Origin of the sequence: Pyxidicoccus sp. MSG2, assembly GCF_026626705.1 — a bacterium.
In the GTDB taxonomy this organism is placed as follows: Bacteria; Myxococcota; Myxococcia; order Myxococcales; family Myxococcaceae; genus Myxococcus.
This window is the reverse complement of sequence record NZ_JAPNKC010000001.1, coordinates 7,401,554-7,423,666: the sequence shown is the minus strand read 5'-3', so window position 1 is coordinate 7,423,666 and position 22,113 is coordinate 7,401,554. Positions and strand designations below refer to the sequence as shown.

Annotated in this window: 8 protein-coding genes; 1 reads left to right on the top strand and 7 read right to left on the bottom strand. The window is 73.0% G+C overall.

Annotated features, from left to right (window positions below):
• Positions 1 to 133 precede the first annotated feature (133 nt).
• From OV427_RS29210 to OV427_RS29195, 4 genes are read right to left on the bottom strand one after another with little or no spacing between them, the layout of a single operon-like run.
• Entirely contained in the window at positions 134 to 811 is a 678-nt protein-coding gene (locus tag OV427_RS29210; protein ID WP_267859476.1) for a M15 family metallopeptidase, read from the bottom strand.
• Entirely contained in the window at positions 808 to 1,500 is a 693-nt protein-coding gene (queC, locus tag OV427_RS29205; RefSeq protein ID WP_267859475.1) for a 7-cyano-7-deazaguanine synthase QueC, read from the bottom strand. The genes OV427_RS29210 and queC overlap by 4 nt, the downstream gene beginning before the upstream one ends.
• Positions 1,500 to 2,105: a hypothetical protein gene (locus OV427_RS29200; RefSeq protein ID WP_267859474.1), complete on the bottom strand. Its 606-nt coding sequence runs from the start codon at positions 2,103 to 2,105 to the stop codon at positions 1,500 to 1,502. The genes queC and OV427_RS29200 overlap by 1 nt, the downstream gene beginning before the upstream one ends.
• 20 nt (positions 2,106 to 2,125) lie before the next feature.
• A complete protein-coding gene (locus OV427_RS29195; protein ID WP_267859473.1) occupies positions 2,126 to 11,674 on the bottom strand; it encodes a flagellar hook-length control protein FliK in 9,549 nt (3,182 codons plus the stop codon).
• Positions 11,675 to 11,829: 155 nt separating this feature from the next.
• On the opposite strand from OV427_RS29195, the gene OV427_RS29190 reads away from it, so the two are divergent.
• Positions 11,830 to 14,355: a protein kinase domain-containing protein gene (locus OV427_RS29190; protein WP_267859472.1), complete on the top strand. Its 2,526-nt coding sequence runs from the start codon at positions 11,830 to 11,832 to the stop codon at positions 14,353 to 14,355.
• On the opposite strand, the gene OV427_RS29185 is transcribed toward OV427_RS29190, so the two are convergent.
• The 3 genes from OV427_RS29185 to OV427_RS29175 are packed head-to-tail and all read right to left on the bottom strand — an operon-like array spanning position 14,352 to position 21,963.
• Positions 14,352 to 15,440 (bottom strand): TonB family protein, encoded by a 1,089-nt coding sequence (locus tag OV427_RS29185; RefSeq protein WP_267859471.1) that lies wholly within the window; start codon positions 15,438 to 15,440, stop codon positions 14,352 to 14,354. The two genes, OV427_RS29190 and OV427_RS29185, sit on opposite strands and share 4 nt — an antisense overlap.
• A gap of 40 nt (positions 15,441 to 15,480) precedes the next feature.
• On the bottom strand, positions 15,481 to 15,729 hold the full coding sequence (locus OV427_RS29180; RefSeq protein WP_267859470.1) for a hypothetical protein: 249 nt from the start codon (positions 15,727 to 15,729) through the stop codon (positions 15,481 to 15,483).
• A gap of 12 nt (positions 15,730 to 15,741) precedes the next feature.
• Positions 15,742 to 21,963 carry an RHS repeat-associated core domain-containing protein gene (locus OV427_RS29175; RefSeq protein WP_267859469.1) on the bottom strand — a complete coding sequence of 2,074 codons (6,222 nt, stop codon included), beginning with the start codon at positions 21,961 to 21,963 and terminating at the stop codon, positions 15,742 to 15,744.
• Positions 21,964 to 22,113 lie beyond the last annotated feature (150 nt).

Here is a 22,113-nt window from a genome sequence, read left to right as displayed (position 1 = left end):
GGCGGTGGTGACCGTGGAAATCAGGAGCGTACAGAGCAGGGCGCTGCGAAGGAGTGGGCTCATGGTGTCGCCATGTTCCCCGGCCGGCCCGCGCCCCGTCGCACGCGAGCCTCCGTTCTCCATCACGGTTCCGTCATGGAGCCTTGGGCGCGTCGAACGGCACGTCCAGCACGGGCCGCGTCTTCGCGTCCGGCAAGTCGTAGTGCCACCACTCCATGCGGTTGGGCGTGAAGCCCGCGCCCTCCATCGCCTCGCGCAGGATTTCGCGATGCTGGCGCGACGCCTCGGTGCCGCCCGCGTAGCCGTGGTGCGCGGCGGGGGTGAAGGAGTCGAAGGGCGTGGGCATCTCCACGTCCTTCCCGTCCACCGTCACGAGCGTCAGGTCCACCGCTCCACCCCGGTTGTGGTTGGAGCCCTTCACCGGGTCCGCCACGTAGCCGGGCACCGGCATGATCTTCCACATCTCGTACTGCACCGCACGCGGCCGGTAGCAGTCGTACACCTTCAGCCGGTACCCCTTCGGCCGCAGCACGTCCGCCGCCTTCTTCAGCCGCTCCGCCGACTCGGGCAACAGCAGGCACCGTGCCGTGTCCGGGTACACCTTCTTCTTCAGGAAGTTGTCCGCCGTCGCGTAGCGCAGGTCCTCCACCAGGTCCGTCACCACCGTGGTGGCCGTCACCAGCTTGCCCGCGTCCTTCGACGCCTTCGCCTTGGCAACGGGCTTCGGCGTGCCAGCATCCTGCGCGAGCCCCAGGCCACTCACCGTGAGCCCCAGCCCCACCGCCGCCACCATCCAGGTCCGCGTCGTCATGCGCCCTCCACGTAGCGCGTCGGGTCCGGTACGCCGGCTTCCTCGAAGCCCTTCCTGCGCAGCACGCAACTGTCACAGCGTCCGCACGCGCGGCCCTGAGGGTCCGGGTCGTAGCAGGAGTGCGTCAGCCCGTAGTCCACGCCCAGCTTCACGCCCTCGCGGATGATGTCCGCCTTCGTCATGCCGGACAGCGGCGCGTGCACCGTGAAGCGCGCGCCCTCCACGCCGGCCTTGGTGGCCAGGTTCGCCATCGTCTCGAACGAGCGGATGAACTCCGGCCGGCAGTCCGGATAGCCGCTGTAGTCCACCGCGTTGACGCCGATGTAGATGTCCGTGGAGCCCACCACCTCCGCCAGACCCAGCGCCAGCGAGAGGAACAGCGCATTGCGCGCCGGCACGTACGTCACCGGAATGCCGTGGCTCATCTCGTCCGCGGGCCGGTCCTTGGGCACCTCGATGTCCGCGGTGAGCGCCGAGCCGCCGACCTGCCGCAGGTCGATGCTCACGACGCGGAAGTCCTTCACGCCCATGGCCGAGGCCACCTTGCGTGCCTGCTCCAGTTCCACCGCGTGCCGCTGGCCGTAGGCCACCGCGAGGCACACCGGCTCGAAGCCCTTCGCCTTCGCCATGGCCAGACACGTCGTCGAGTCCAGCCCGCCCGAAATCAACACCACCGCGCGCCGCGCCATCAGTCCCTCCGCTCGCCCTGGACGATGTACGCCGTGGTGCAGGTGGCCGGCTGGCAGTTGCAGTTGCGAGTGCCCGGCAGGAACAAGTCCGTCAGCGTGCCGCACGCCAGCGACACGTCGTAGCCGTTCTCCGTCGGGCCCGGCACGGTGCCCGCGGGAATGCCGCCGTCGTGCAGCTTGCAGTCGCGGTTGAGCGTGCGCGCCTGGCTGTCGCTGAAGAGCGTCACCTTCAGCGTCTCTTCAATCGCCGAGTCCTCGCAGCCCGTGCCACACGTGGCCCGCGGCGCGTTGGCCCTCAGCGTGGAGGTGGCCTGCTGCTCGACGTAGCCGGCGTCGCGCGAGAAGCCCTGCACGGTGAAGTAGCCGGTGCCCGCGTCCGTGTCGCGCGAGAAGGTGCCCTCGAAGCGGAACACGCCCGCGTCGTCGACCTGCGCGAAGTCGCGCACGGACGCGTCGCACGTGGTCCGCGCGGGGTCCAGTCTCGCCTCGAAGCGGAAGGTGCCGAGCACCTGGTTGCCCGGGTACTCCGGGTCCGAATAACAGGCCATTGCCGCGGCGACGACCGCGGCGGGGAGGACGGCAAGGGCAAGGCGCTTCAGGTGCATGCGCCAGGAAGGCTACACGGCTATGTGCCTTCGAGCACGGAAAGGGCCACTGCCCGGAAGAGCGAGCCCCGAGCGAGCACGAGGCCCACCTCCACCTTCGCCGGGTCCGTTCCACGCACCTCGGAATCGAGCAGCGCCAGCACCCGCCCCGCCGCCAGTGAGGCCGGCATCGCGCGGAAGGCCGCCACCGCCGCCTGCGCCAGGCCGGGCACCTCGCCGGGCCGCGCCAGCTTCACGCCGGACTCGCCCAGCGCCAGTGCCAGCGCGCACAGGTAGCCCAGCTCCGTGGCGCCGAAGCAGGACAGCGCGCCCGCGCCCAGCACCAGCTCCTCGGCGCTGGCGAGGTACGCCTCCACGCCGCCCACCGGGTCCACGGACACGCGCAGCCCGCCCGCGCCCAGCGAGGACAGCAGCGGGCGCAGCGCGGCAGCCAGGCGGGGGAAGCGCTCGGACGTCACCGGCACCGCGTTGGGCGGCACCGGGTGCTGGAAGCCGGAGGGCAGCGGCAGCACGGTCATGGGCGCCATGCGCGCCGCCGCGCTGCTGGAATCCAGTGCCGCGCCGATGCCGTCCGCGCGCTCCGCGGCCTCCACGCGGCCCAGCCCGCGCAGGGCCTCCGCGTAGAGCGTCCACCCGTCCACGTCCAGCGGCTGCGCGCGCAGCAGCTCCGGCCAGATGCGGGCCGCGAGCGTCGCACCCTCGGGCGAGGGAGAGAGCCGCTCGGCCGACATGCGGGTGACTTCCGGGGACAGCACGCCCGACTCGAAGAGCCGCTCGGCGAGCCGGGCCGCGGGAGACACGAGCTGCGCGTCCAGGTAGCCGCGGAGGATGGACTCCAGCACCGCGGGCTCGTCGGTGAGCCGCTCGCGCAGGCGCAGGGCCTCGCCGACGAGACCGCGCTCCTCCGCCAGCCGCGCACGGCGGGCCAGCCGCTCCTCCGTCTCGGGCAGGGCCTCGAGCTGCGCGGCGGCGTCCGCCACCATGCCCAGCGCCTCGTAGGCGTCGGCCAGCCGCTCGCGGTACGGAGCGCTCGCGTCGGGGCCCTCCTCCACGGACAGGCGCTGCGCCAGCGAGACGAAGACGGAGGGCTCGGCGGCCACGTCCACCAGGGCCAGCAGGTTCCTCAGCGCGGGCCGGTGCGAGCCATCGTCGGCCAGCGCCTTCTCGAAGGCCTCGCGCGCCTCGGCGGGCTTGTCGAGCGGGCTCAGCAGCAGCTCGCCGCGCTCCTGGTACAGGGCGGCGCGGGCGTGCGCGTCCTCCTCGGCGTCGATGAGGCGCGCCAGCGTCTGCGCCGCGGCGTCGAAGCGGCCCAGCTCGAACTCCAGGCCGTGGCGCTCGCGCAGCAGCGCCTTGCGCCGGGCGGGCCAGCCGTCCGCCGCCATGGCCAGCGCTTCCACGCGGGCGTGCTCGGGCTGGGCGCGCACCCGGGCCAGCACCGCCTCGGCCAGCGCCTCCGGCAGCTTCTCCAGCATGGGCAGCAGCAGCGTGAGGCGGGCCGCGAAGCTCGCATCGGAGGACAGCTCCTCCAGCGCGCGCAGCCGGGCCCGCACGGGCGCCTCCGCCGAGCGGAGCACCTCTTCGCGCAGCGCCACCGCGAAGGCCGCGTCACGGTCGGCGGACACTCCCGCCAGCTCCAGCAGCCCTTCCGTCTCACCTTCGGCGCGCAGCTCCTCCGCCAGGGCGGAGGCATGCGTGGGGTCCGCGTCCGGCAGCCCGGTCAGGGCCCACAGCGCATCGCGCGTGCGGGCCGCGTCTCCGGCCTGCGCGGCCATGGCCAGCGCGTCCGTGTAGTCGCCCGCGGCCATGGCGGGCGCGAAGCCCACGTCCAGGGCGCGCGTGAAGGCGCCCAGGCGACCGAAGCGCTCCGCCAGCTCCGACGGAGGCAGCATGTCCGGCGCCTCGGTGGCGATGCGCTCGATGACCTCCAGCGCCTCGGCGTGCTCACCGGCCTTCTCCCACAGCCCCACCGCCTCCAGCAGCAACGGCGGACGCTCCTCCGGCGCCGCGAGCCGGGCCGCCTGCATCAGCGCCCGAGCCGCGCTCGGCGCGTCTCCAGACGTCCGGTACAGGTGGGCCACGCGCAGGGCCGCATCCACGTCCGGCTCCACCGCCGCCGCGGCCTTCGCCGCCTTCAGCGCGTCTGGCAGCCGGCCGGCGGACTCGAAGGCCCGCGCCGCCGCCATCAGCAGCACCTGGCGCTCACGGCCGGACACCAGCTCCGCGCGAGCCACCTGCACCTCGGCCCGGCGCGCGGGCACGTCGCCCAGCAGCTTCTCCAGCGACTCCAGCGCGTCCGCGTAGCCGGCGCCCGAGGCACCGCGCACCACCACCGCCTCCAGCGCGTCGCGGGCCGCGTCCTCGCGGGCGGCGGCGCGGGCGAGCGAGGCCAGTTCCAGGCGGAGCACGGACGCCTCGTCCGCGTCCTCCACGCGCGGCACCAGTTGCTCCAGCGCATCCAGCAGGCGCGTGGACTCACCGCGCTTGCGCAGTCCCTCCACCAGCGCGCGCAGCGCCGTCAGGTCCTCGGGGGCGGCCTCGGCGGCGCGCTGGGTGAGGGCCCAGGCCGCGTCCTCGTCCGCGAGCGACTCGGCGGCGACGGAGGCTGCGGCCAGCAGCAACTCGGCGGCGCGTCTACCGCCCGCGGCCTCGGCGCCGGACGCGTACACCTCCAGCAAATCACCATGACGGCCGAGGGCGCGCAGGCCCGCCACCGCCCGGTCGATGACGGCCGCGTCGGCGGGCCTCAGCCGCGCCAGGGGCAGCAGCGCGTCGATGGCGTCCTTCGGGTCGTCGAAGAGGTCCGCCGCGCGGCGGTAGAGCACCTCGGCCGTGGCGGTGTCGTCCGCGCGGCGCGCGAGCTGGAGCGAGGCCCGGTACAGGCCCGGCCCGTTGCCCGTGCGCGAGTGGACCTCGGCCAGCAGCGACAGCGCCTCGCGGCCGCGCTCGCCCTCGGGCTCCAGCGTCACCACGGACTCGAAGGCATCCGCCGCGTCGTGGTACGCGCCCGCGCCCAGCGAGGCGTGCCCCAGCCGCAGCCACGTGCGCGCGCGCACCGGCACCGGCAGCGAGTCGCCACCCGCGGACAACAGGCGGCGGTCATACGGCCGCGCGGCGATGGGCCCGCCACCCTTCGCGGCCAGCTCGGCGCGCGCGGACAGCGCCTCCACGTCATCTCCGGCACGGGAGAGGTACTCGTCGAAGGCCTCGGCGGCCAGCAGCGCCTCGCCCGCCTCCAGCAGGCCATTGGCGCGCTCGCGCAGCAGCGGCAGGGCCTGGGGCGCGGGAAGGGCCGCGGCGCGCTGGGCCAGCAACTCCGCCAGCCGGCGCACATCTCCGGCCGCGCGCTCGCGCACGTGCTCGAAGGCCTCGTCACTCGCGGGGCTCAGCTCGAAGGCCTGGTCCTCGCAGAGCAGCGCACGCTCCCGGGCACCTTCCGCGCGGAAGGCCCGGGCGGCGGCGAGGTAGCTCTCCGCGGCGTCGGCGGCCTCCTGGCGCTGGGCCCGGCGCAGCATCAGCTCGGCTAGCGCCTGGTGGTCCTCCGTCTCCTCCAGGAAGGCCAGGTGACGGGTGAAGATGGGCTCGCGGAACGGGTCCGCTTCCAGCAGCACCGCGTCGAACTCGGCGGCGTCCGCGTGGCGCTTCACCTCGTGCAGCAATTCCGCGGCCTGGGCCGTCAGCTCCAGGTCGTCCGGGCGCGCGGCGCGCGCGGCGATGAACGCGGCGGCGGCGGCCTCCGGGCGCCCTGCCCTGTCGCGGTACAGCACGGCGGCGCGCTGGAGCAGCTCCGCGCGGCGCTCGGCCTCCGACTCGCTCTCGGCGCACTCCTCGTACCAGGCGGCCAGCTCCGCGAGGCGCCCGTCGCTCTCCAGCAGCTTCGCCAGCAGCGCCTCGGCCTCGGCCAGCGAGCGGTCCGCGCGCAGCGCCTCGCGCAGGAAGGCCTCCGCCTTCTCCACGTCGGACAGCACGCCCAGGTGCAGCCGCGCCAGGCGAAGCCGCAGTGCCGCCGTCTCCCTCGCGTCCTTCAGCAGCGGCAGCGCGCGCTCCAGCCAGCGCGCCTCGGCCTCCGAGTCGTCCCGCCGCTCGGCCAGCGCCGCGCCCAGCCGCGCCGTGCCCAGGTCCCCCGCCAGCGCGAAGGCCCGCTCCAGCGCGGCCTCGGCGGCGGCGGGGTCCAGCTTCACGTCGCGCAGCAGCTCCGCGCGCCGACGCTCGCAGGCGGCGGCCTCGGCGACCTGCCCCTTCGACTCCAGCACGTCGCGCGCATCCGCCAGCGCCCGCAGCGCGTCGTCCGCGCGGCCGGTGTCCTCGGCGAGCCGGGCCTCTTCCGTGTACGCGGACAGCGCCGCGGCCACGTCGCCGGCCTCGAGGCTGAGCGTGGCCACCTGGCGCAGCTCGGTGAGCAGCTCCAGCGGGCGTCCCGTCTCGCGGTAGAGGTTGGCGAGCTGGCGCCGCAGCGGCAGCGGCTCCTTCGACAGCTCCGCCGCACGAGCCAGCAGCGACGCGGCGACACCCGCATCCGCCAGCGCCGCGCGAGCCCGCTCCGACAGCGCGACGAGCCGGCGCACCGTGTCCTCGGAAGGCGCCAGGGCGCGGGCATGCGCGACGAGCACATCGAAGGCGCCGCGCGGGTCATCCTTCTCCAGCAGCGCGGCGAGCCGCTGCACCGCGGGCTCGCACAGGGGCCGCTCGGCGAGCAGCTTCCGGTACGCGGCCACCGCGCGCTTCGTCTCACCGGCCTGCTCGGCCAGCTCGCCCAACCGCAGCCACGTGGACTCGGCGGCCTCGGGTGCCGTGCGGAAGTCCGCGCCCGTGGCGAGCATGTCCTGCAAGGGCAGCGCTTCCAGCACCGCGCCGCGCAGGTAGAGCAGCTCCGCCAGCGAGGCCAGCTCCGCGCCCTGCGCGGGCACCAGCGAGTGGGCCTTGCGCGCCAGCTTCAGCGCGCGGTCCAGGTCCTGCGCGCTCCGGGCGTAGCCTGCGCCCTCGCGCAGCAGCACGGCGGCCTCGGAGGCGGAGGCGCTCTCGGCGGCCGTCTCCAGCAGCGCGGCGGCTTCACGCAGCTCGCCCCGGCCCGCCACCAGCGACACCAGCCGGCGGCGCACGGCCGCGTCGGCGGGAGACAGGCGCAGGGCCTGACGCAGCGCCGCTTCGGCGGGCACGGGCTGGTCCAGGCGGTCGAGATAGAGGTCCGCCAGCTCCGCGTACATCGCGGTGGCCTCGGCGGGCGGCGTGTGCGGCGCCTCGGCGGCGAGCAGCTCGGCCAGGGCGGCCCAGTTCTCCTGGGCGCGCAGCACGCGCTGGAGGGCGGCGGTGGCCTGCGTGTGGCGCGGCGCCAGGGCGAGCGCGGACTCCAGGCTCTGCCCCGCGTCCTTGATGTGTCCGCGAGCTTCGAGCAGCGCGGCGCGCGCGAGCAGCGCCTCCACGCGGCGAGGCGTCGGCCCCTGGCGGGCGGCCTCGGCAAGCGCGGCGGCCTCGTCGTCCGGCTGCCCGTCGCGGTGGGCCAGCTCGGCGAGGGAGAAGAAGGCGTCACAGCGCTCGGCGGCGGGCGGCTCCAGCGCAATCGCGGCGCGCAGGGCGTCGCGAGCGGGCACGCGCGCGTCCTTCTCCACCAGCACGGCGGCCAGCGCCAGCAGGCGCTCCCGCGCGCGCGTGGAGAGGCTCGCGTCGGCGACCACGGCGCTGCGCCAGACCTCCAGCTCGGCGGACTCGTCACCCGACTCGCGCGCCAGCTCGGCCAGCGCGAGCAGCAGCGGCGCGGGACGGCGGGAGAGCTTCGCGGCCTCGGAGAAGTCGTCGCGCGCGGAGGCCATGCGGCCGGCGGCGCGGTGGAGCACGGCGCGGCGGGCGAGCAGCTCCGCCCGGGCCTCGCCCGACGCGGCGGCCACGAGGGTGCCCAGCAGCTCCAGCCGCTCGGCCTCCTCCTCCGTGGTGCCCGTGCCCGGCGGGGGCAGCAGGTCCAACAGGGCCTGCGCGGCCCAGGTGTCGTGCGGCTCCTCCAGCCGCAGGCTGCGCAGCGAGTCCACCGCCGCATTGGCGCGGCCCAGGCCCAGCGACAGCTCCGCCAGCTCACGGCGGGCGGCGCGGCGGGGGTCGCCGGACAGGCGCGGCCACAGCTCCACCAGCAGGTCCGCCAGCGCCTCGCGGGCGCCGGCCTTGCGGTGCAGCGCGGCCAGCTCCGTGCGGGCGTCCAGGTCTTCGGGCGCGCGGGCGCAGTACTCGGCCAGCAGCCGGCGCGCGGCGTCCGTGCGGCCCGCGCGCACCGCGGCGGTGGCGGCCTTGCGCGTGAGGGCGACACGCTCCGCCTCGCGCGGGGCGTCGGCGTCCACCGGCGGCAGCGCCAGCACGGCCTCGAAGTCCTCCAGCGCGGCGCGAGCGTCCGTGGGCAGGCGCAGCTCGCCCCGGCGCTGACGGGCGGGGGCGAAGGAGGCGTCGCGCTCCAGCGCCTCGGCGAGGAAGGCCTCCTCGCGGCTGGTGCCCGCGGCGAGCAGCGAGGCGCGGAAGAGCAGCTTCGCCCCCGCGCGCGCGTCCGGCACCAGCGCCGCGCGGCGCGCGTACAGCCGGGCGGCCTCCAGCTTCTCGCCGCGCTCCAGCTCCAGCTCGGCCAGCGATTCGAGGACTTCGGCGGCCAGCGGCCCCTGCGGGCTCGCCTCCAGCGCGGCCGTCAGGCGCAGCAGCGCGGCGGCCTTCTCTCCACGCTCCAGCAGCGCGCGGGCGCTCTGGAGGAAGAGGGGCGTGGCTTCTTCCGCGCGGTCGGCGCCCATCAGCGCCTGGGCGCGGCTGGCCCACAGCTCGGCCAGGGCCTGCGTCTCGCCGGCCTCCGTGTAGAGGGACTCCAGGCGCGCGGCCAGCGCGTCGTCCAGGCGGCGCAGCGGGAAGGCCTGCGCGTAGGCGGCGATGGCGCCGTCGCGGTCCCCCAGCATCTCGCACGCGCGGCCCAGGCGGGAGCGCACGTCGGCCAGCTTCTCCGGTGCCGCCGTGCGGGGCAGCGTGGACAGCAGCGTCTCCAGCGCGCGGCGGGCGTGCTCGGGCCGCTCGCAGCGCAGCGACAGGTCGGCGAGGTCCAGCAGCACGGCGGCGTCCGGCGCCAGGCGCGCGGCCTTCTCCAGCGCCACCAGCGCGTCGCCCACGCGGCCCAGGCGGGCCTCCAGCACTCCGGCCAGCTCGCGCAGCGCCGCGGCCGCGAGCCGCTTGTCGCCCTGCGTCTCCGCCACGCGCGCGCGCACTTCCAGCGCCGAGGCCAGCCCCGCCATGTCCGCGCGCTTGCGCTGCAGGGCGCACAGCTCGCCCAGCGCGGGCAGGTCATCCGGCTCCGCGCGCAGCACCTCCTGGAGGGCATGCACCGCGAGGTCGAGGTCGAAAGCCAGGTCGCGCGCGGCCACCGCGAGGCGGCGGTACTTCTGCGCGCGGTCCTTCAGGTCCGTGGACAGCCGCGCCAGCGAGGACAGGCACCGCGTCAGCAGCGCGCCGTCACGCCGCGCCTCGGCCAGCGCCAACAGCGACTCCAGCGCGGCCCGGTGGTCTCCATCCGCTTCGAGCGCCAGCAGGAGGAGGCGCTCGGCCTTCTCCGGCTGCTGGAGCTTGCCGCGGTACAGCTCACCGGCCTCGGCCCACAGCGCGGCGCGCTTGCCGGACTCCGCCTGGAGTGCGGCGGCCTTCTCCACCGCCTCGGCCAGCTCCTGCGAGCGGCCGGTGGCGCGGAAGTACGGAATCAGCTCCTCGAGCGCCACCGCGTCGCGCGGGTCCAGCGACAGCGCGGACTCCAGGTGCTCGCGGGCGCGCGCCGGGTCTCCCAGCCGCGTGCGGTACAGCCGCGCCAGCGCGTGGTGGCTGGCGTGCGCGGCATGGCGCACCCCTTCCGAGCGCGGCGCCGGCCCCGCCAGCTCCAGCGCCTGCTGGTAGCCGGAGAGCGCCTCCTGCAAGCGCCCCAGCCCTTCCGCCACGCGCGCGGCGGCGAACAGCGGCTCCGGCTCGCCGGGCAGCAGCGACACCGCCTCGCGGAAGCGCAGGAGCGCGTTGTCCGGCTGCTTCAGTCCCTCGTCCCATACGCGGCCGGCGAGCAGGTCCGCATGGCCCACGCGGTCCAGCTCGTGCCGGGCCATGGCCACTTCGCGCAGCCGGTCCAGCGCCTTCAGCGCGCGCAGGTGCTCACCGCCCCGGTGGCACAGCTCACCGAGGAGCAACAGCGCATCCGGATGGTCCGGCGCCAGCCGCAGCGCGGCCTCGCAGTGCAGCCGGGCCCCGGCGACGTCGTCCTCCGTCTGCGCGCACAGCCGCGCGAGGTGGACGTGCGCGTCGGCGGCCTCGGCCGGGTCTCTCGCGAGCGCCGCGAGCCGGCGGTACGCCCGCACCGCCCCGGCCCTGTCGCGAGCCTGGTCGGAGGCGCGCGCCAGCGCCTTGAGCGAAGGCAGGTGGTCCGGCTTGAGGCCCAGCAGCTCGTGCAGCGCCTTCACCGCCACCTGCGGCGCGGTGTCGCGCGAGCAGCGGGCGGCGGCCTCGGCGGCGAAGAAGGCCGCGGCCTCCTCCGACGTGCGGCGGGCCAGCGCGCAGAGGGCCAGGTAGCGCTCGGCCGCGCGGGCACCTTCGCCGCGACGCTCGCGCACCACGGCCTCGCCCCAGAGGGCGGCGGGGCTGCGGTCCCTCCGGCGCTGCAAGGTGGCCGCGACATCCAGCGCCAGGTCGTGCGCCTGCGGGTCCGCCACCATGAGCGACAGGAGCCGCTCGGCGGCGAAGGGGTGCGCGTCCTGCGCGTCTCCGGCCTGGAGGTACGCCTGGCGCGCCTCGGCCAGACGCCCCTGGGCGATGAGCCCTTCCGCGTCCGCGAAGGCGCGAGCGCCCTCCAGCGCGAGCATCAACTCCTCGTCCGGCGCGGCGGGCGGCGGCAGTCCACCGGCGGCGAAGCGCAGGCGCAGGCCGGTGCTCGACACTTCCGCGGCGGACAGGCGCGCGGTGTCCAGCGCGGGCATCTTGTAGCCACGGCTCACCGCCGCGAGCTGGCACAGCGCGGGCAACACGCGCGTGGAGAAGCCGGTGGCCCCTCGCACTTCCACATCCGGCACCAGCGCCAGCGCGCCCACCGCGGTGGCCAGGATGCCGGGCACCTGCACGGAGGGCGTGGACGAGAAGCCGTACAGGCGCACGTCGTAGAGGTAGACGGCGAGCTTCTCCCCGTCCGCGTCGAACGCCACCTTGAACGTGAAGGGCGTGCGCTCCGGGGCGGGCAGCCGGCCCTGGCCTTCGAGGTAGCCGGGGCGGAAGTGAAGCCGCAGCTCTTCGATGCCGGCGAGCCGTCCGGCCAGCTCCGCCACCCGGCGCGTCACCAGGTCCGCGTCGACGGACAGCTCCAGGAAACCGAAGAGCAGCTTCTTGCGCTGGTAGCGCGTGGCACCGGCGCTGACGTTGAACGGGAAGCTGACGTCGGGAATCTGCAGCGCGAAGTCGGAGATGCGCAGGCCCGGCAGCACCTCCAATGCCGGGAAGCCCACGAACGCCCTGCGGTCCAGCAGGCGCAGCTCGGGGGCGGCGGCGCGCGCTTCCTGCGCCGCGGCGGGCTTGGTGGAGTCGCTATCGTTGGCCATCGCGGGGACTGGAACGCTACCACGCCCTCCAAGCCCTCGAAATTTCTGACAATCCCCCCGCTTGTGGAGCAGGCAACGAGGCGTGATGGACACCTTGGCGCACTGTGCAGGAACGACATGCACCCCGGCCAGAAGTCGGACTATATGCGTCCCACGTGTTGGCCCCTGACTCCCTCGTCCTCGAAGGTCGCTTCCGGGTCCTCCGACCCCTGGGCTCGGGTGGGATGGGCGAGGTGTACCTGGGTGAGCAGGTGTCCCTGGGACGCAAGGTGGCCATCAAGGTCCTCCACCAGGACCTGCACGCCCAGGCCGGAATGGCCGAGCGCTTCAAGCGCGAGGCCCGCCTCCTGTCCGCCGTGGAGCACCCGGCGGTGGTGCACATCGTCGACTTCGGCGAGTCCGGGGACCACGCCTGCCTCGTCATGGAATTCGTCGAGGGCCAGAGCCTCTATGACGTCCTCCTCCCCGGCCCCATGCCCCCGGGCCGCGCGCTGCCGCTGCTCCATCAGCTCGCGGAGGGGCTGGCCGCCATCCACGACAAGGGCATCATCCACCGGGACTTGAAGCCGGAGAACGTCTTCATCTCCCCCGGTGCGCGCGGGGAGCAGGCGCGGCTCCTGGACTTCGGCATCGCCCGGCTGGTGGAGCCGGAGGCAGGCAGCGCCGTCAGCCAGGTGGGCGTGGTGCTGGGCACGCCGGAGTACCTCTCCCCCGAGCAGGCCGTGGGCGCGAAGGTGGACACGCGCAGCGACCTCTACTCCTTCGGCGTGTTGATGTACCGCGTGCTGGCCGGCCGGCTGCCCTTCGACGGGCCGTCGCCGCGTCACTTCCTCGCGCAGCATGCCTCGCACGCGCCGCGGCCGCTGGACAGGGCCGCGCCGTCGCTGTCGCGCTACATCGGCCTGCTGTCGCTGGTGATGCGCCTGTTGGAGAAGGACCCGATGAAGCGGCCGCAGAGCGCGCACGAGCTGGCGGACGCGCTGGCCGCGGCGTACTCCGCCCTCTCCGCCTTCACGCCCGGGCTGGGCACTCCCGTCCATGCGCCCCAGGGTGCCACGCCGTCCTCCGGCACGGCGGTGTTTGGCGGAGGAGAAGCGGCGGCCTCCTCGGGCCCGAGCGGCACGGCCGTCTTCGCGGGAGGTGGGCCCGCGGCCCCCCAGGGCAGCGGCACCTCGGCCTTCGGCACGGGCCAGTCCACGCCCATGCCCTCCATGGCCCCCGTGGCAATGCGCACGGGGACGGCGGCCTTCGGGACGCGGCCGTCCGGCAGCGTGCCCTCGGTGTCGGGCAGCGCGTCGGTGGTGAAGCCGCAGAACCTGACGGTGATGCTCACCGACATCCAGGGCTTCACCGAGCGCACCAGCCGGCAGACGCACGAAGAGAACGCGCGGATGCTGGAGACGCACGACCGGCTGCTGATGCCCCTGGTGAAAGAGCACGAGGGCCGCCTCATCCAGAAGCGCGGCGACGCACTGCTGGTGGTGTTCCGCTCCCCCACGGCGGGCGTGCTGTGCGGCATGGCCATGCAGGACCGGCTGTGGCGGCACAACCAGACGGTGCCGCCGGAGGCGCAGCTCCACGTGCGGGTGTGCCTGCACGCGGGCGAGGTGCTCGTCACCGCCGACACGGTGCTGGGCGAGCCCATGGAGGTGGTGGAGTCGGTGGAGCACGTGGCCGCCGCCGACGAAGTCACCTTCACCGAGGCGGTGAACCTGGCGCGCAACCGCGCCGAGGCCACCGCCGAGCCGTGCGGCACCGTCACCCTCCCCGGCCGGGAGGAGCAACTCCAGCTCTACCGCTGCCAGCGCGCGGCGGAGGGCCCGCCCTTCGGAGAGCGCTTCAGCCCGTCGAGCGGAATGGACCGGATGAAGGGGGCGCTCTCCTCGCTCGGCTCACGCGTGACGGCCCTGCCCGTGAAGGAGCGGCTGGGTGCGGGCTCGCGGCTCGCGAAGGAGCGGCTGGTCGCCGGAGTCACGGCGCTGCGGAAGAACCCGCGCCTGCTGGCGATGCTCGTGGGCGCGCTGGTGCTGGTGGGCGCGGGCGTGGCGTGGGCGGTGCACCAGAACGACCCGGCCGTGCGAATCCTGGCGCTGCTGGACGAGGGCAGGAAGGACGAAGCGCTGGCGCGGCTGAAGAAGGTCCCCGACGACGAGGTGAAAGAGCCTTCCATCCGGCGGGCCCGCGCGGCGGTGCTCCATGCGTACGGGGAGCACGACAAGGAATACACGCAGCTCAACGGGCTGGACGACGAAGGGCGCGCGGACGTGGAGGACACGGTCCTCGACGGGCTGGCAGAGGACTTCGGCAACGACGAGACGGACGCGAGCCTGCGCAAGGTGCTGGGCAGCCTTCCGAAGAATCGGGTCCTCGGCCACTTCGAGGACCTGGCGGAGGCGACGTCCTCGCCGAAGCAGTGGGGCGCGCTGCGCTACCTGGAGTTCGCCAAGGCCACGGACGGCGTGGACCTGGTGGATGCGTACACCACCGCGCTGGAGTCGAAGGACTGCGGCACCCGCGCGCGCGCGGCGGAGCGGCTGGCCGGGCTCGGGGATTCGGACGCCATCCCCGCCCTGACGCGCGTCACCGAGCAGCCCCGCGAGAAGAAGTTCCTGTCCAGCGGCAACTGCGGCCATGACGAGGCCGCGGCCGCCATCAAGAAGCTGTCGAAGAAGCGCGATTAGGAATCCCGCGGAGGTGCCGCGGTCGCCCCGGCGCACTGGCGCTGGTACGCCTCCAGCGTGCGCGTGAAGCGCTCCCGCTCCGGAGCGGGCCACTCAGCGGGAAGCTTCTCCACGGCGCGGCGCTGCTCGGTCAGCGCCTGCTCACACTGCCCGGTGGCGGCATGCACCGCCGCGGAGGTCTCGAGTACATAGGAGTTGTCGGGCTCCCAGCTCATCGCCCGCTTCACCAGCGGCGCGGCCTCGGCATGACGCTTCTCCTGCACATGAAGCCACGCCAGCTCGTTGGCCGGCCACCAATAGGACGGCACGAGCTCATCGAGCGCGCTCAGGGACTTCACGAACGCGGGGTCGTCAGGGGCAAGCTTCGAAAGCAGATTCGCCAGGTGGGCCCACGCCGGTGGGCTCTTGGGGAACCGCGCCGTCCGCGACTTCGCCAGCTGGATTCGCTGCGCCAGCGTGAGGTCCACCCGACCGGGTATGAAGTTGATGGTGAAGGTGTAGGGAATCGGGATGGGATGTCCCGCCAGCGTCGCGGGCTGGAACCTCGCGATGGCGGCGTACGCGAGCACCGACTCCGTGAGCCCATCCGGCGCGCTCTCCAGCACCTGGCAGCCCCGGACCCGGCCGTCCGCGCCCAGCTCGCAGCGGACGACGACCGTGGCAAAGGTCCCATTCGCCATGGCCGCGTTCGTCATCTGCGGCTGGGTGCCGGTGATGTTCACCGGAGGCCCGAACTGCTCGCGCAGGAAGCGGCACGCCTCCTCCAGGTCGGCCCGGCACGCGGCGCGGAGGTCGTCCTCCGCATCACGGACCTCCTGCGGACCAGGCCTTCCGCGCAGGACCTTGACGGCCTCGGCATGGACCGCCGGAGCCTGCGCGGGCTCCACCACCAGCTTGGGCTCTCTCAGGCTCCCTGCCTCGGGCACGAAGTCACCCGCGGCGTCCGGGAATCGCTTCACGTACAGCTCCAGGGCCTTGGAAAGGCGCCCATGGCTGGCGGGCAGCGTCGGCAGGTTGGACCGTGAATGGCCGCATCCCGCCGTGAGCAGCAGGAGCGCAGAAAGAGCGAGTGCGTAACGGAGCATGAGCCTCAATCCCATGAAGCATGACTGAGCAACGGCCGGACTACCTGTCGCCGGCATCCCCAGAGTCCAACCAATCGCCAATCCGGCGGCCGCCACCGCCCCGGACACACAGCTCCCGGCAATGTGCCTCGGGCTTGACGTAGGCATACGTAAAGCCCTGCACCTGCGTGCCATCGTCACACACGCAGGCATCGTGCCGGTCGGCGTTGAAATACATCCACACCCACCCCAGCAGGAAGAGGGCTGCGATTCCCAGGAACACTCCGACTCCACGTGTCTTGCGACCCATTCCGCCTCCACCTCAGCAGCCGCAGTGGTCCTTGAAATAGGCGTCTCGCCCTCCCGGCCACATCCCTCCACAGACAGTGGTGGGATTCTCGAACCGCTTCTCTCCATTGGTTTTATGCCCCAGGTAGGGCCAGGCGAAATGTCCAGCCTCATGCGCGATGGTCCCCGCCATCGCGGATGCGCTGTCGAGCGCCGGGTTCAGATAGATGGCACCGATGGGAGACAGGCCTCCCCAGGTGAAGCCATTGGCGCCGCCTCCCGGCATGTAGTCGAGCGTGGGGTCGAGGAACAGGCGGATGTCCCGGTCCTCCCAGGGCGCCTTCCCGCTGTCGGAGCCCGCCGCCACTGCACACTGGCAGGCGGGATGCGCGAGCTTGTCGATGGCCTCCTGGAGCATGGGCACCCTCTCCGGATACAGCAGCCGCGTCTGCCACGGGATGATCAGGTCTCGCCCATCCGGGTCCGCGTAGTGCAGGGGATTGTTGCCGGCATAGGCATAGGCAGGCCGCACGAACGCTCCCGTCGATAGCAGCGGCTCGGGCTGGAGGTACCGGCCGGCGCTCGCGTCGTAGTACCGGTTCCAGTTCTCGAAGAGGTCCGTCTCTTCGTCGTGGTACTGGCCAGGGAGGCGCAGCGGCGTCCAGAAGGGCTGCGCGCCCGTCTGGTAGCGCTGGTACTCGTAGGCCTCCACCACCACGCCCGTGTACGTGTTGGGCGCGTCACCTTCGGGGCCCGCGGTGAAGTTCACCACGACGTGGCCCGCAGACGGCTGCATCCAGGGCGTCACCCTCCGGCCCTGCTCCGCGCCCTTGAGCCGGGCCAGCAGCGCGCCGGTGTCCGAGTCCAGCAGCGTCACGTCGTCCACGCCGTTCTGGTCGTCCTGGGTGTCCACCAGCTGGAAGATGCCGCGCATGCGCACCTTCACCTGCGCGTTCTCCGGCGGCTGCGAGAAGCCGGAGATGCTCTCGCTGTCGTCATCCGCGTACGGGTGCGCGGTGAGGTCGCCCCTTTGGACGCGGTTGACGTGGCCGAAGGGCTGGTAGTCCGCTGCGCCCGCCACCCGGCCCGCGCCGTCGAGCATCAGCACCGGCTTGCCCGCCGGGTCCATCACCGGGAAGTACGCGCCGCAGGCGGTCGCCTCGCCGTTGCGCTGGCAGTCCGCCGTCGTATCCGGCTGGCGCACCGGCAGGCTCGCATCCAGCCGCCCCCGCAGCATCACCACCGGCAGGCCCCCCAGCAACACGTAGTCATCCACCACGCGGAAGCCCGCCTGGATGACCTGGTTCCAGCCCTGGTCCACCAGCAACGCATTGCCGACACCATGGAAGTACTCGTCACGCTGGCCGAAGGGGTTCACCTTCGCGCGCCGCCGTCCCAGCGCGTCGTAGTAGTAGTTGTACGTCGCGCCGTTGACGCGCACCGCGCGGAACACCGACTCCCGCGCCGAGCCCTGCCCGCTGGCGTCGAAGGGCCCGTAGCCCAGCTCCAGCACGTTGGCCGCCGCGCCCGACGTGTAGCGGCCGGACTCCTTGCGCACCGCCCGCCCGTCCGCGTCGTACAGGAAGGCCACCCGCTGGAAGGCGTCATGCTGTGGCGTGGCCGACAGCAGCCGGTCCACGGTGTCCCCCGTGTCATACGTCAGGTGGGTCACGTTGTAGCCACCCGACTGCAGGAACGAGGTGCGGTTGCTCCTCCGGTCATAGCCGAAGGTCTGCGAGTAGAAGGCGCCGCCGGTGGCGTCGTCATTGCCCGTGGGCCGGGTCGCGGAGGCGAGGCGCAGCGTCTGGTCGTAGTCGAACAGCTCGGTGCGCGGCGTGGTGGCGCCCAGCAGGCACGTGTCGGTGCGCGCCACCTGGTCCGCCTTCCACGTGTACGTGCGCTTGTAGATGTCGCCGCTGCCGCTGCCCGGGGTGAAGGCCCCCGAGGACACGCGCAGCGAGCGCGTGCGGCCCGTCCTGTCGGAGTCCAGCGCCGACGGGAAGCCCACGGCGCAGTTGGCCGGAGCCAGGGTGCCGTTATCACCCAGCGCGTACTCCACCGCGCGCGCCGTGCCCGAGGGCGGATTGAGCTGGTAGCCGCGCAGCCCGCCAAAGGGTTCCCAGGTGATGTTGCTCACCAGCCGCCGCGACTCGGCGCCCGTCGCCGTGAATAGATTCACATCGATGGCGGACACGCGGTGGGCGTTGGCGCCCGTCCCGTAGACGTACGAGACGGTGCGGCCATACGGGTAGAGCATCCCTGACAGCCGGCCGACGCCGTCATACGTGTAGCGCGTCTCCAGTTCCGGCGTGCAGCCCGGGTCACCCTGCCGCTGCCGCAGCTCGGCCACCAGGCGCCCGTTCAAGTCATAGCGGTACCAGGTCCGCCCGAAGGAGTCGTCCCGGAAGCGCAGCAGGCCCACCGAGTACAGCTCATCGCTCCCGCAGTACGACGGCACCGCCCCGTCCACATCATAGGCGAAGCGGAAGAGGAGCTCGTTGATGGGGCTGGATCCACCCTTGCGGCGCGCTGCCGTCGTCAGCCGGCCCAGCAGGTCGAAGTCATACTCCAGCCACTCGCCTCCCTGGCGCATCGCCTCCGACTGCTTCACGCGCAGGTGCCCCAACGCGTCGTACGCCTGGCGGACCGGCCCCGTCGCATGGGGCAGCTTCACCTGCACGAGGTTGCCGAAGTCGTCGTACTGGTACGAGGCGAGCGTGCCGCAGCCCGCCGTCGGGCTTGAGCAGCCCGCGCGCACGGCATTCACGTTCCCCTGGGCGTCGTACGCGAAGGTGGTGTGCTGCTGGGTGCCGCTGGGGAACGTCTCGGACATGCGATTGAGTCGGTCCGCGGAGTCGTAGCCCAGCGACGTGCACAGCGCGGAGAGGGACTGGTCCGGGTTGCGGCAGAAGTCCGGAGCGCCGTCGAAGGGCTGGCCCAACCCCACCGTGTTGCCGTTCAGGTCGAACGCCGTCACCGAGGCGAAGCTGCCCGGGCCCGAACCCTGCCGGGTATAGGCGGGCCGCCGGTGCGGGTCCGGATGGTACTCCGTCACCCGCCGGCTCTCCTCCACCCCGCTGCGGCGCGAGCGCGCCTCCTCCGTCTTCAGCGAGCCGTCCGGCCAGTACGTCTTGACGGTCATCTCGCTCCAGTCGGCGCCGTTCTCGTCGCTGGCGGTGGCCACCCACTGGAGCAGCGACGTCTTCGTCCCCCCCGTGCACCCCTGCCCGGCCGTCGTGCCCGTGCGGTAGCAATAGACGGTGTAGTCGCCCGCCGGCCGGCGCGCCGCCCGCAGCTGCGCGCCGTCATACAGCAGGGTGCTCGTGAGCCCCTGGCTCGTCATGCTCTCCAGCCGGCCGCCCCTGTACACGAAGGTGGTGACGCCGCCCTGCGGCGTGGTGACCTGCGTGGGATTTCCTCGGGAGTCGTACTCCCCATACACCGTCTCGAGGGGTGGGTACGGCGCACAGCCCTGGGTTCCCGCATGGTACGTGTAGCGGGAGACCTTCATCAGGCGGTTGGCGCGGTTGCTGCGCTCGACGCTCGGCGGGCCGTAGTAGTGGTACTGGGTAATCGGGTAGTCATTGCCCGAGCAGTCCGTCGCCTCCGGCCCGCTGACGGTGCAGGGGCCATGCACCTCCTTCACCACCGTGCCGCCCACATCCGTGCCGCCCGAGCACCGGTGGTGGTTGAAGTAGAAGGTGCCCACGTGCCGGAGTACCGAGCCGCTCCACGCGCCGCTGGCCGCGTCGAACGTCTGGGTATAGCCCGAGCGGATGACGGACTTCGTGAAGCGAGAGGCCTCGTCGTACGTCGTGCGCATCAGCGCCTGTCCACCGGACTGGAGGACGGACGCAATCGAGTTGACGGTCTGCTTCACCGGCTTCCACGGCTGGGCCACCGCGCCCGAGGGGATGCTGGCGTAGATGTAGTCGGTGGCCGTGCCCACGACGCCGCCCGCGCCGTAGTAGTCCTGGCCATACCCGCGCGTTTCTCCCTGCATCGGGCTGACGACGCCGGGCACGGAAGCCGTGCCCGCGGCGGCGAAGGTCTTGTTGTGGAAGTCGAAGCGCCCCGCCTTGTTGCTCATGTAGCGAAGGAAGAGCGAGCCGCTCGCCGGCTCCTCGTACCCGTAGTGGACCCAGCCCGGAGAGAAGCTGGTGCAGTTTCCGGTGCTCGCCAGGCACTCGTCCCGGTATGAGCCGAGCACGCTGTGCGGCGAGTAGGACATGTTCGTCGGGAAGAGCGTGCGGCGGTACTTCACCGTGCTGCCCGCCGAGTCGCCCGCGCTGCCCGACGCCGGCTCGGCGGCGGGGGGCACGCACGTGGAGCCGCCGGACATGGGGTCGGGCCCGCTGCAGTCGCCGGAGCCCGAGGTCATGGCCGTGGCCGCCGTGGTACCGGTGCTCAGCGACGCCACCTTGCCGGAGACGTACTGGTGCGCCGCGACGGAGGACTGGTTGACGGAGACGTTCCACTCCGTGGCCGTCGACGTCGTGGTGGTGCTGTCGCCGTAGGTGACGACGTCGCCCGTCTCCGGGTACTCGACGCTGGAAAGCAACCCGGCGGCCTGGAAGCCGAAGCCCGAGGGCACCGGGTAGCGGTACTGCGCGACGGTGACCTCCTCCTGGCTGAGCGCGGAGTCGGTGGAGTTGGGGTTCTTGCGCATGGCCAGCCTGTCGAGCACGCACTCCGTGGCGGGCGAGGAATGCCGGCTGTTGATGACGCGGTAGTACAGCCGCAGCTTCGAGCCCTCTTCCGTCGTCACCGTCGCCAGGTAGGGCACGCCGTTGCCCAGGGTGCTCTGCCCCGGGCAGACCACCGTCTGTCCATACGGGTTCACCAGCGTCTGCGGCGCGTAGTCCAGGCTGAGGCGCACGCGCGGCGTCCCCGTCAGCCGGTCCTCCTCGATGCGCGTCAGGAAGTAGCGCTTGATGGGCGCGCCGCTGGCGGCCCACCCGGACGCGTAGACGTAGCGTCCAACGCCGGGCTTGATGAGCACGTAGGAGCCGCCCGCGAAGAAGAGGCTGGCGTTGGACCAGCGGCTCGTCTTGCGGGGCGTGGCGAAACAGCCCGAGCCGGTGTTCTTGCACGCGAAGAACTCCAGCACCTCGCCATCCGTGTCGCGCACCGTCCAGGTGCTCACGCCGGCGGTGAGGCCCTGCTGGTGCACGAAGCTGTAGAGGGTGTGCCACCAGCGCATGGACGTCTGCCGGCTCGGGCTGGAGCCGAAGGGCTTGGGCACGAAGGGCTCGCCGCTGGCGCCCAGCATGGACTGGTAGGACCAGAAGGTGTCGGTGGAGACGTACTTGCGCACGAAGTTGAAGCCGCCCAGCTCTCCGTGCAGGCCCAGGTCCGCCTCGGTGTGGCGCGTGGTGAAGTCATTCAGCTGCACGCGAGGGACGGACATCGCCGAAACGGCCGCCCCCACCACCTCGGAGCCCTCCGTGGCGGGTCCGCACGTCTTCGGCTCGGGGTCCTTCGCGTCCGGGTCTCCCTCGTCACTGCCATCGTCACCGTCGTTGCCACCTCCGCCTCCCGGACTCCCCCCCGGACCATCTCTCGGAGGCAGCGACTCCACGGGCGCCGGCCGGTAGGGGACCTCGGTGCAGGTATAGGACGCGCCGAACTCGTACTCGACGAGCCCGCAGACCTCGATGTAGCTGTCCAGCATGGCGCGCACGCCGTTGCCGGGCGTGCCGAAGCCACCCTGCGCCTGGCTGCACACGGGCCCGGCCGCGCAGTACGCGCCGCTGCCCACGCGCGTGCCCGTCGTGCGGTCCACCTGCGGGGCGATGCCGGCGCACGTATTGCCGCACGCGTTGCTGTCGTCGCACGAGGAGCCCGGCGTGCACTCGAAGTTGGGCGTGTTCCACGCGGCGCAGTGCAGCGCCGTGGTGTCATAACCCTCCGCGTAGCAGGGCTTGCTGGAGACGCAGCACTGGAAGTTGCCGCCCGCCTGGGAAGCGCCGCTGGTGCCGAAGGCCGGAGCCTTCAGGCAGCCCGAGCCGCCGCTGCATGACGCCTGCGAGTCCCCCGAGCCCAGGCAGTAGCCGACGTTGAGCCCATCCCCGCAACCGCACGTCCAGCGCGTGTAGCCACTGCCGGACGGGTTGCGCTCGCAGTAGTCGAAGGTGCTGCCACCGGCGCAGTTCTCGTCTGCCTCGCCATCGCGGTCCTCGTCGCAGCCGTTGTTGCAGACGTCGATGGGCTGCGCCGTGGAGGGCCGGCAGGGGCCCAGGTTCTCTCCGTCCACGCAGACGGCGGTGCCGCCCCCGCCGCACTCGGTGCATGACTGGGGCTGGTTGTGGGGGAAGCAGTCACTCCACTCCCCACTGCGCGGATCCCCCGGGTCCCCCACGCAGTACTGCGTTCCACCGCAACCGCCGAGGGTGGAGCAGCTCGT

Bases quoted from the DNA above. Each gene is read 5' to 3' on its own strand.
- OV427_RS29210 (WP_267859476.1), bottom strand. From the start codon at position 811: ATGACGACGCGGACCTGGATGGTGGCGGCGGTGGGGCTGGGGCTCACG.
- OV427_RS29185 (WP_267859471.1), bottom strand. From the start codon at position 15,440: ATGCTCCGTTACGCACTCGCTCTTTCTGCGCTCCTGCTGCTCACGGCG.
- OV427_RS29180 (WP_267859470.1), bottom strand. From the start codon at position 15,729: ATGGGTCGCAAGACACGTGGAGTCGGAGTGTTCCTGGGAATCGCAGCC.
- OV427_RS29200 (WP_267859474.1), bottom strand. From the start codon at position 2,105: ATGCACCTGAAGCGCCTTGCCCTTGCCGTCCTCCCCGCCGCGGTCGTC.
- OV427_RS29195 (WP_267859473.1), bottom strand. From the start codon at position 11,674: ATGGCCAACGATAGCGACTCCACCAAGCCCGCCGCGGCGCAGGAAGCG.
- queC (WP_267859475.1), bottom strand. From the start codon at position 1,500: ATGGCGCGGCGCGCGGTGGTGTTGATTTCGGGCGGGCTGGACTCGACG.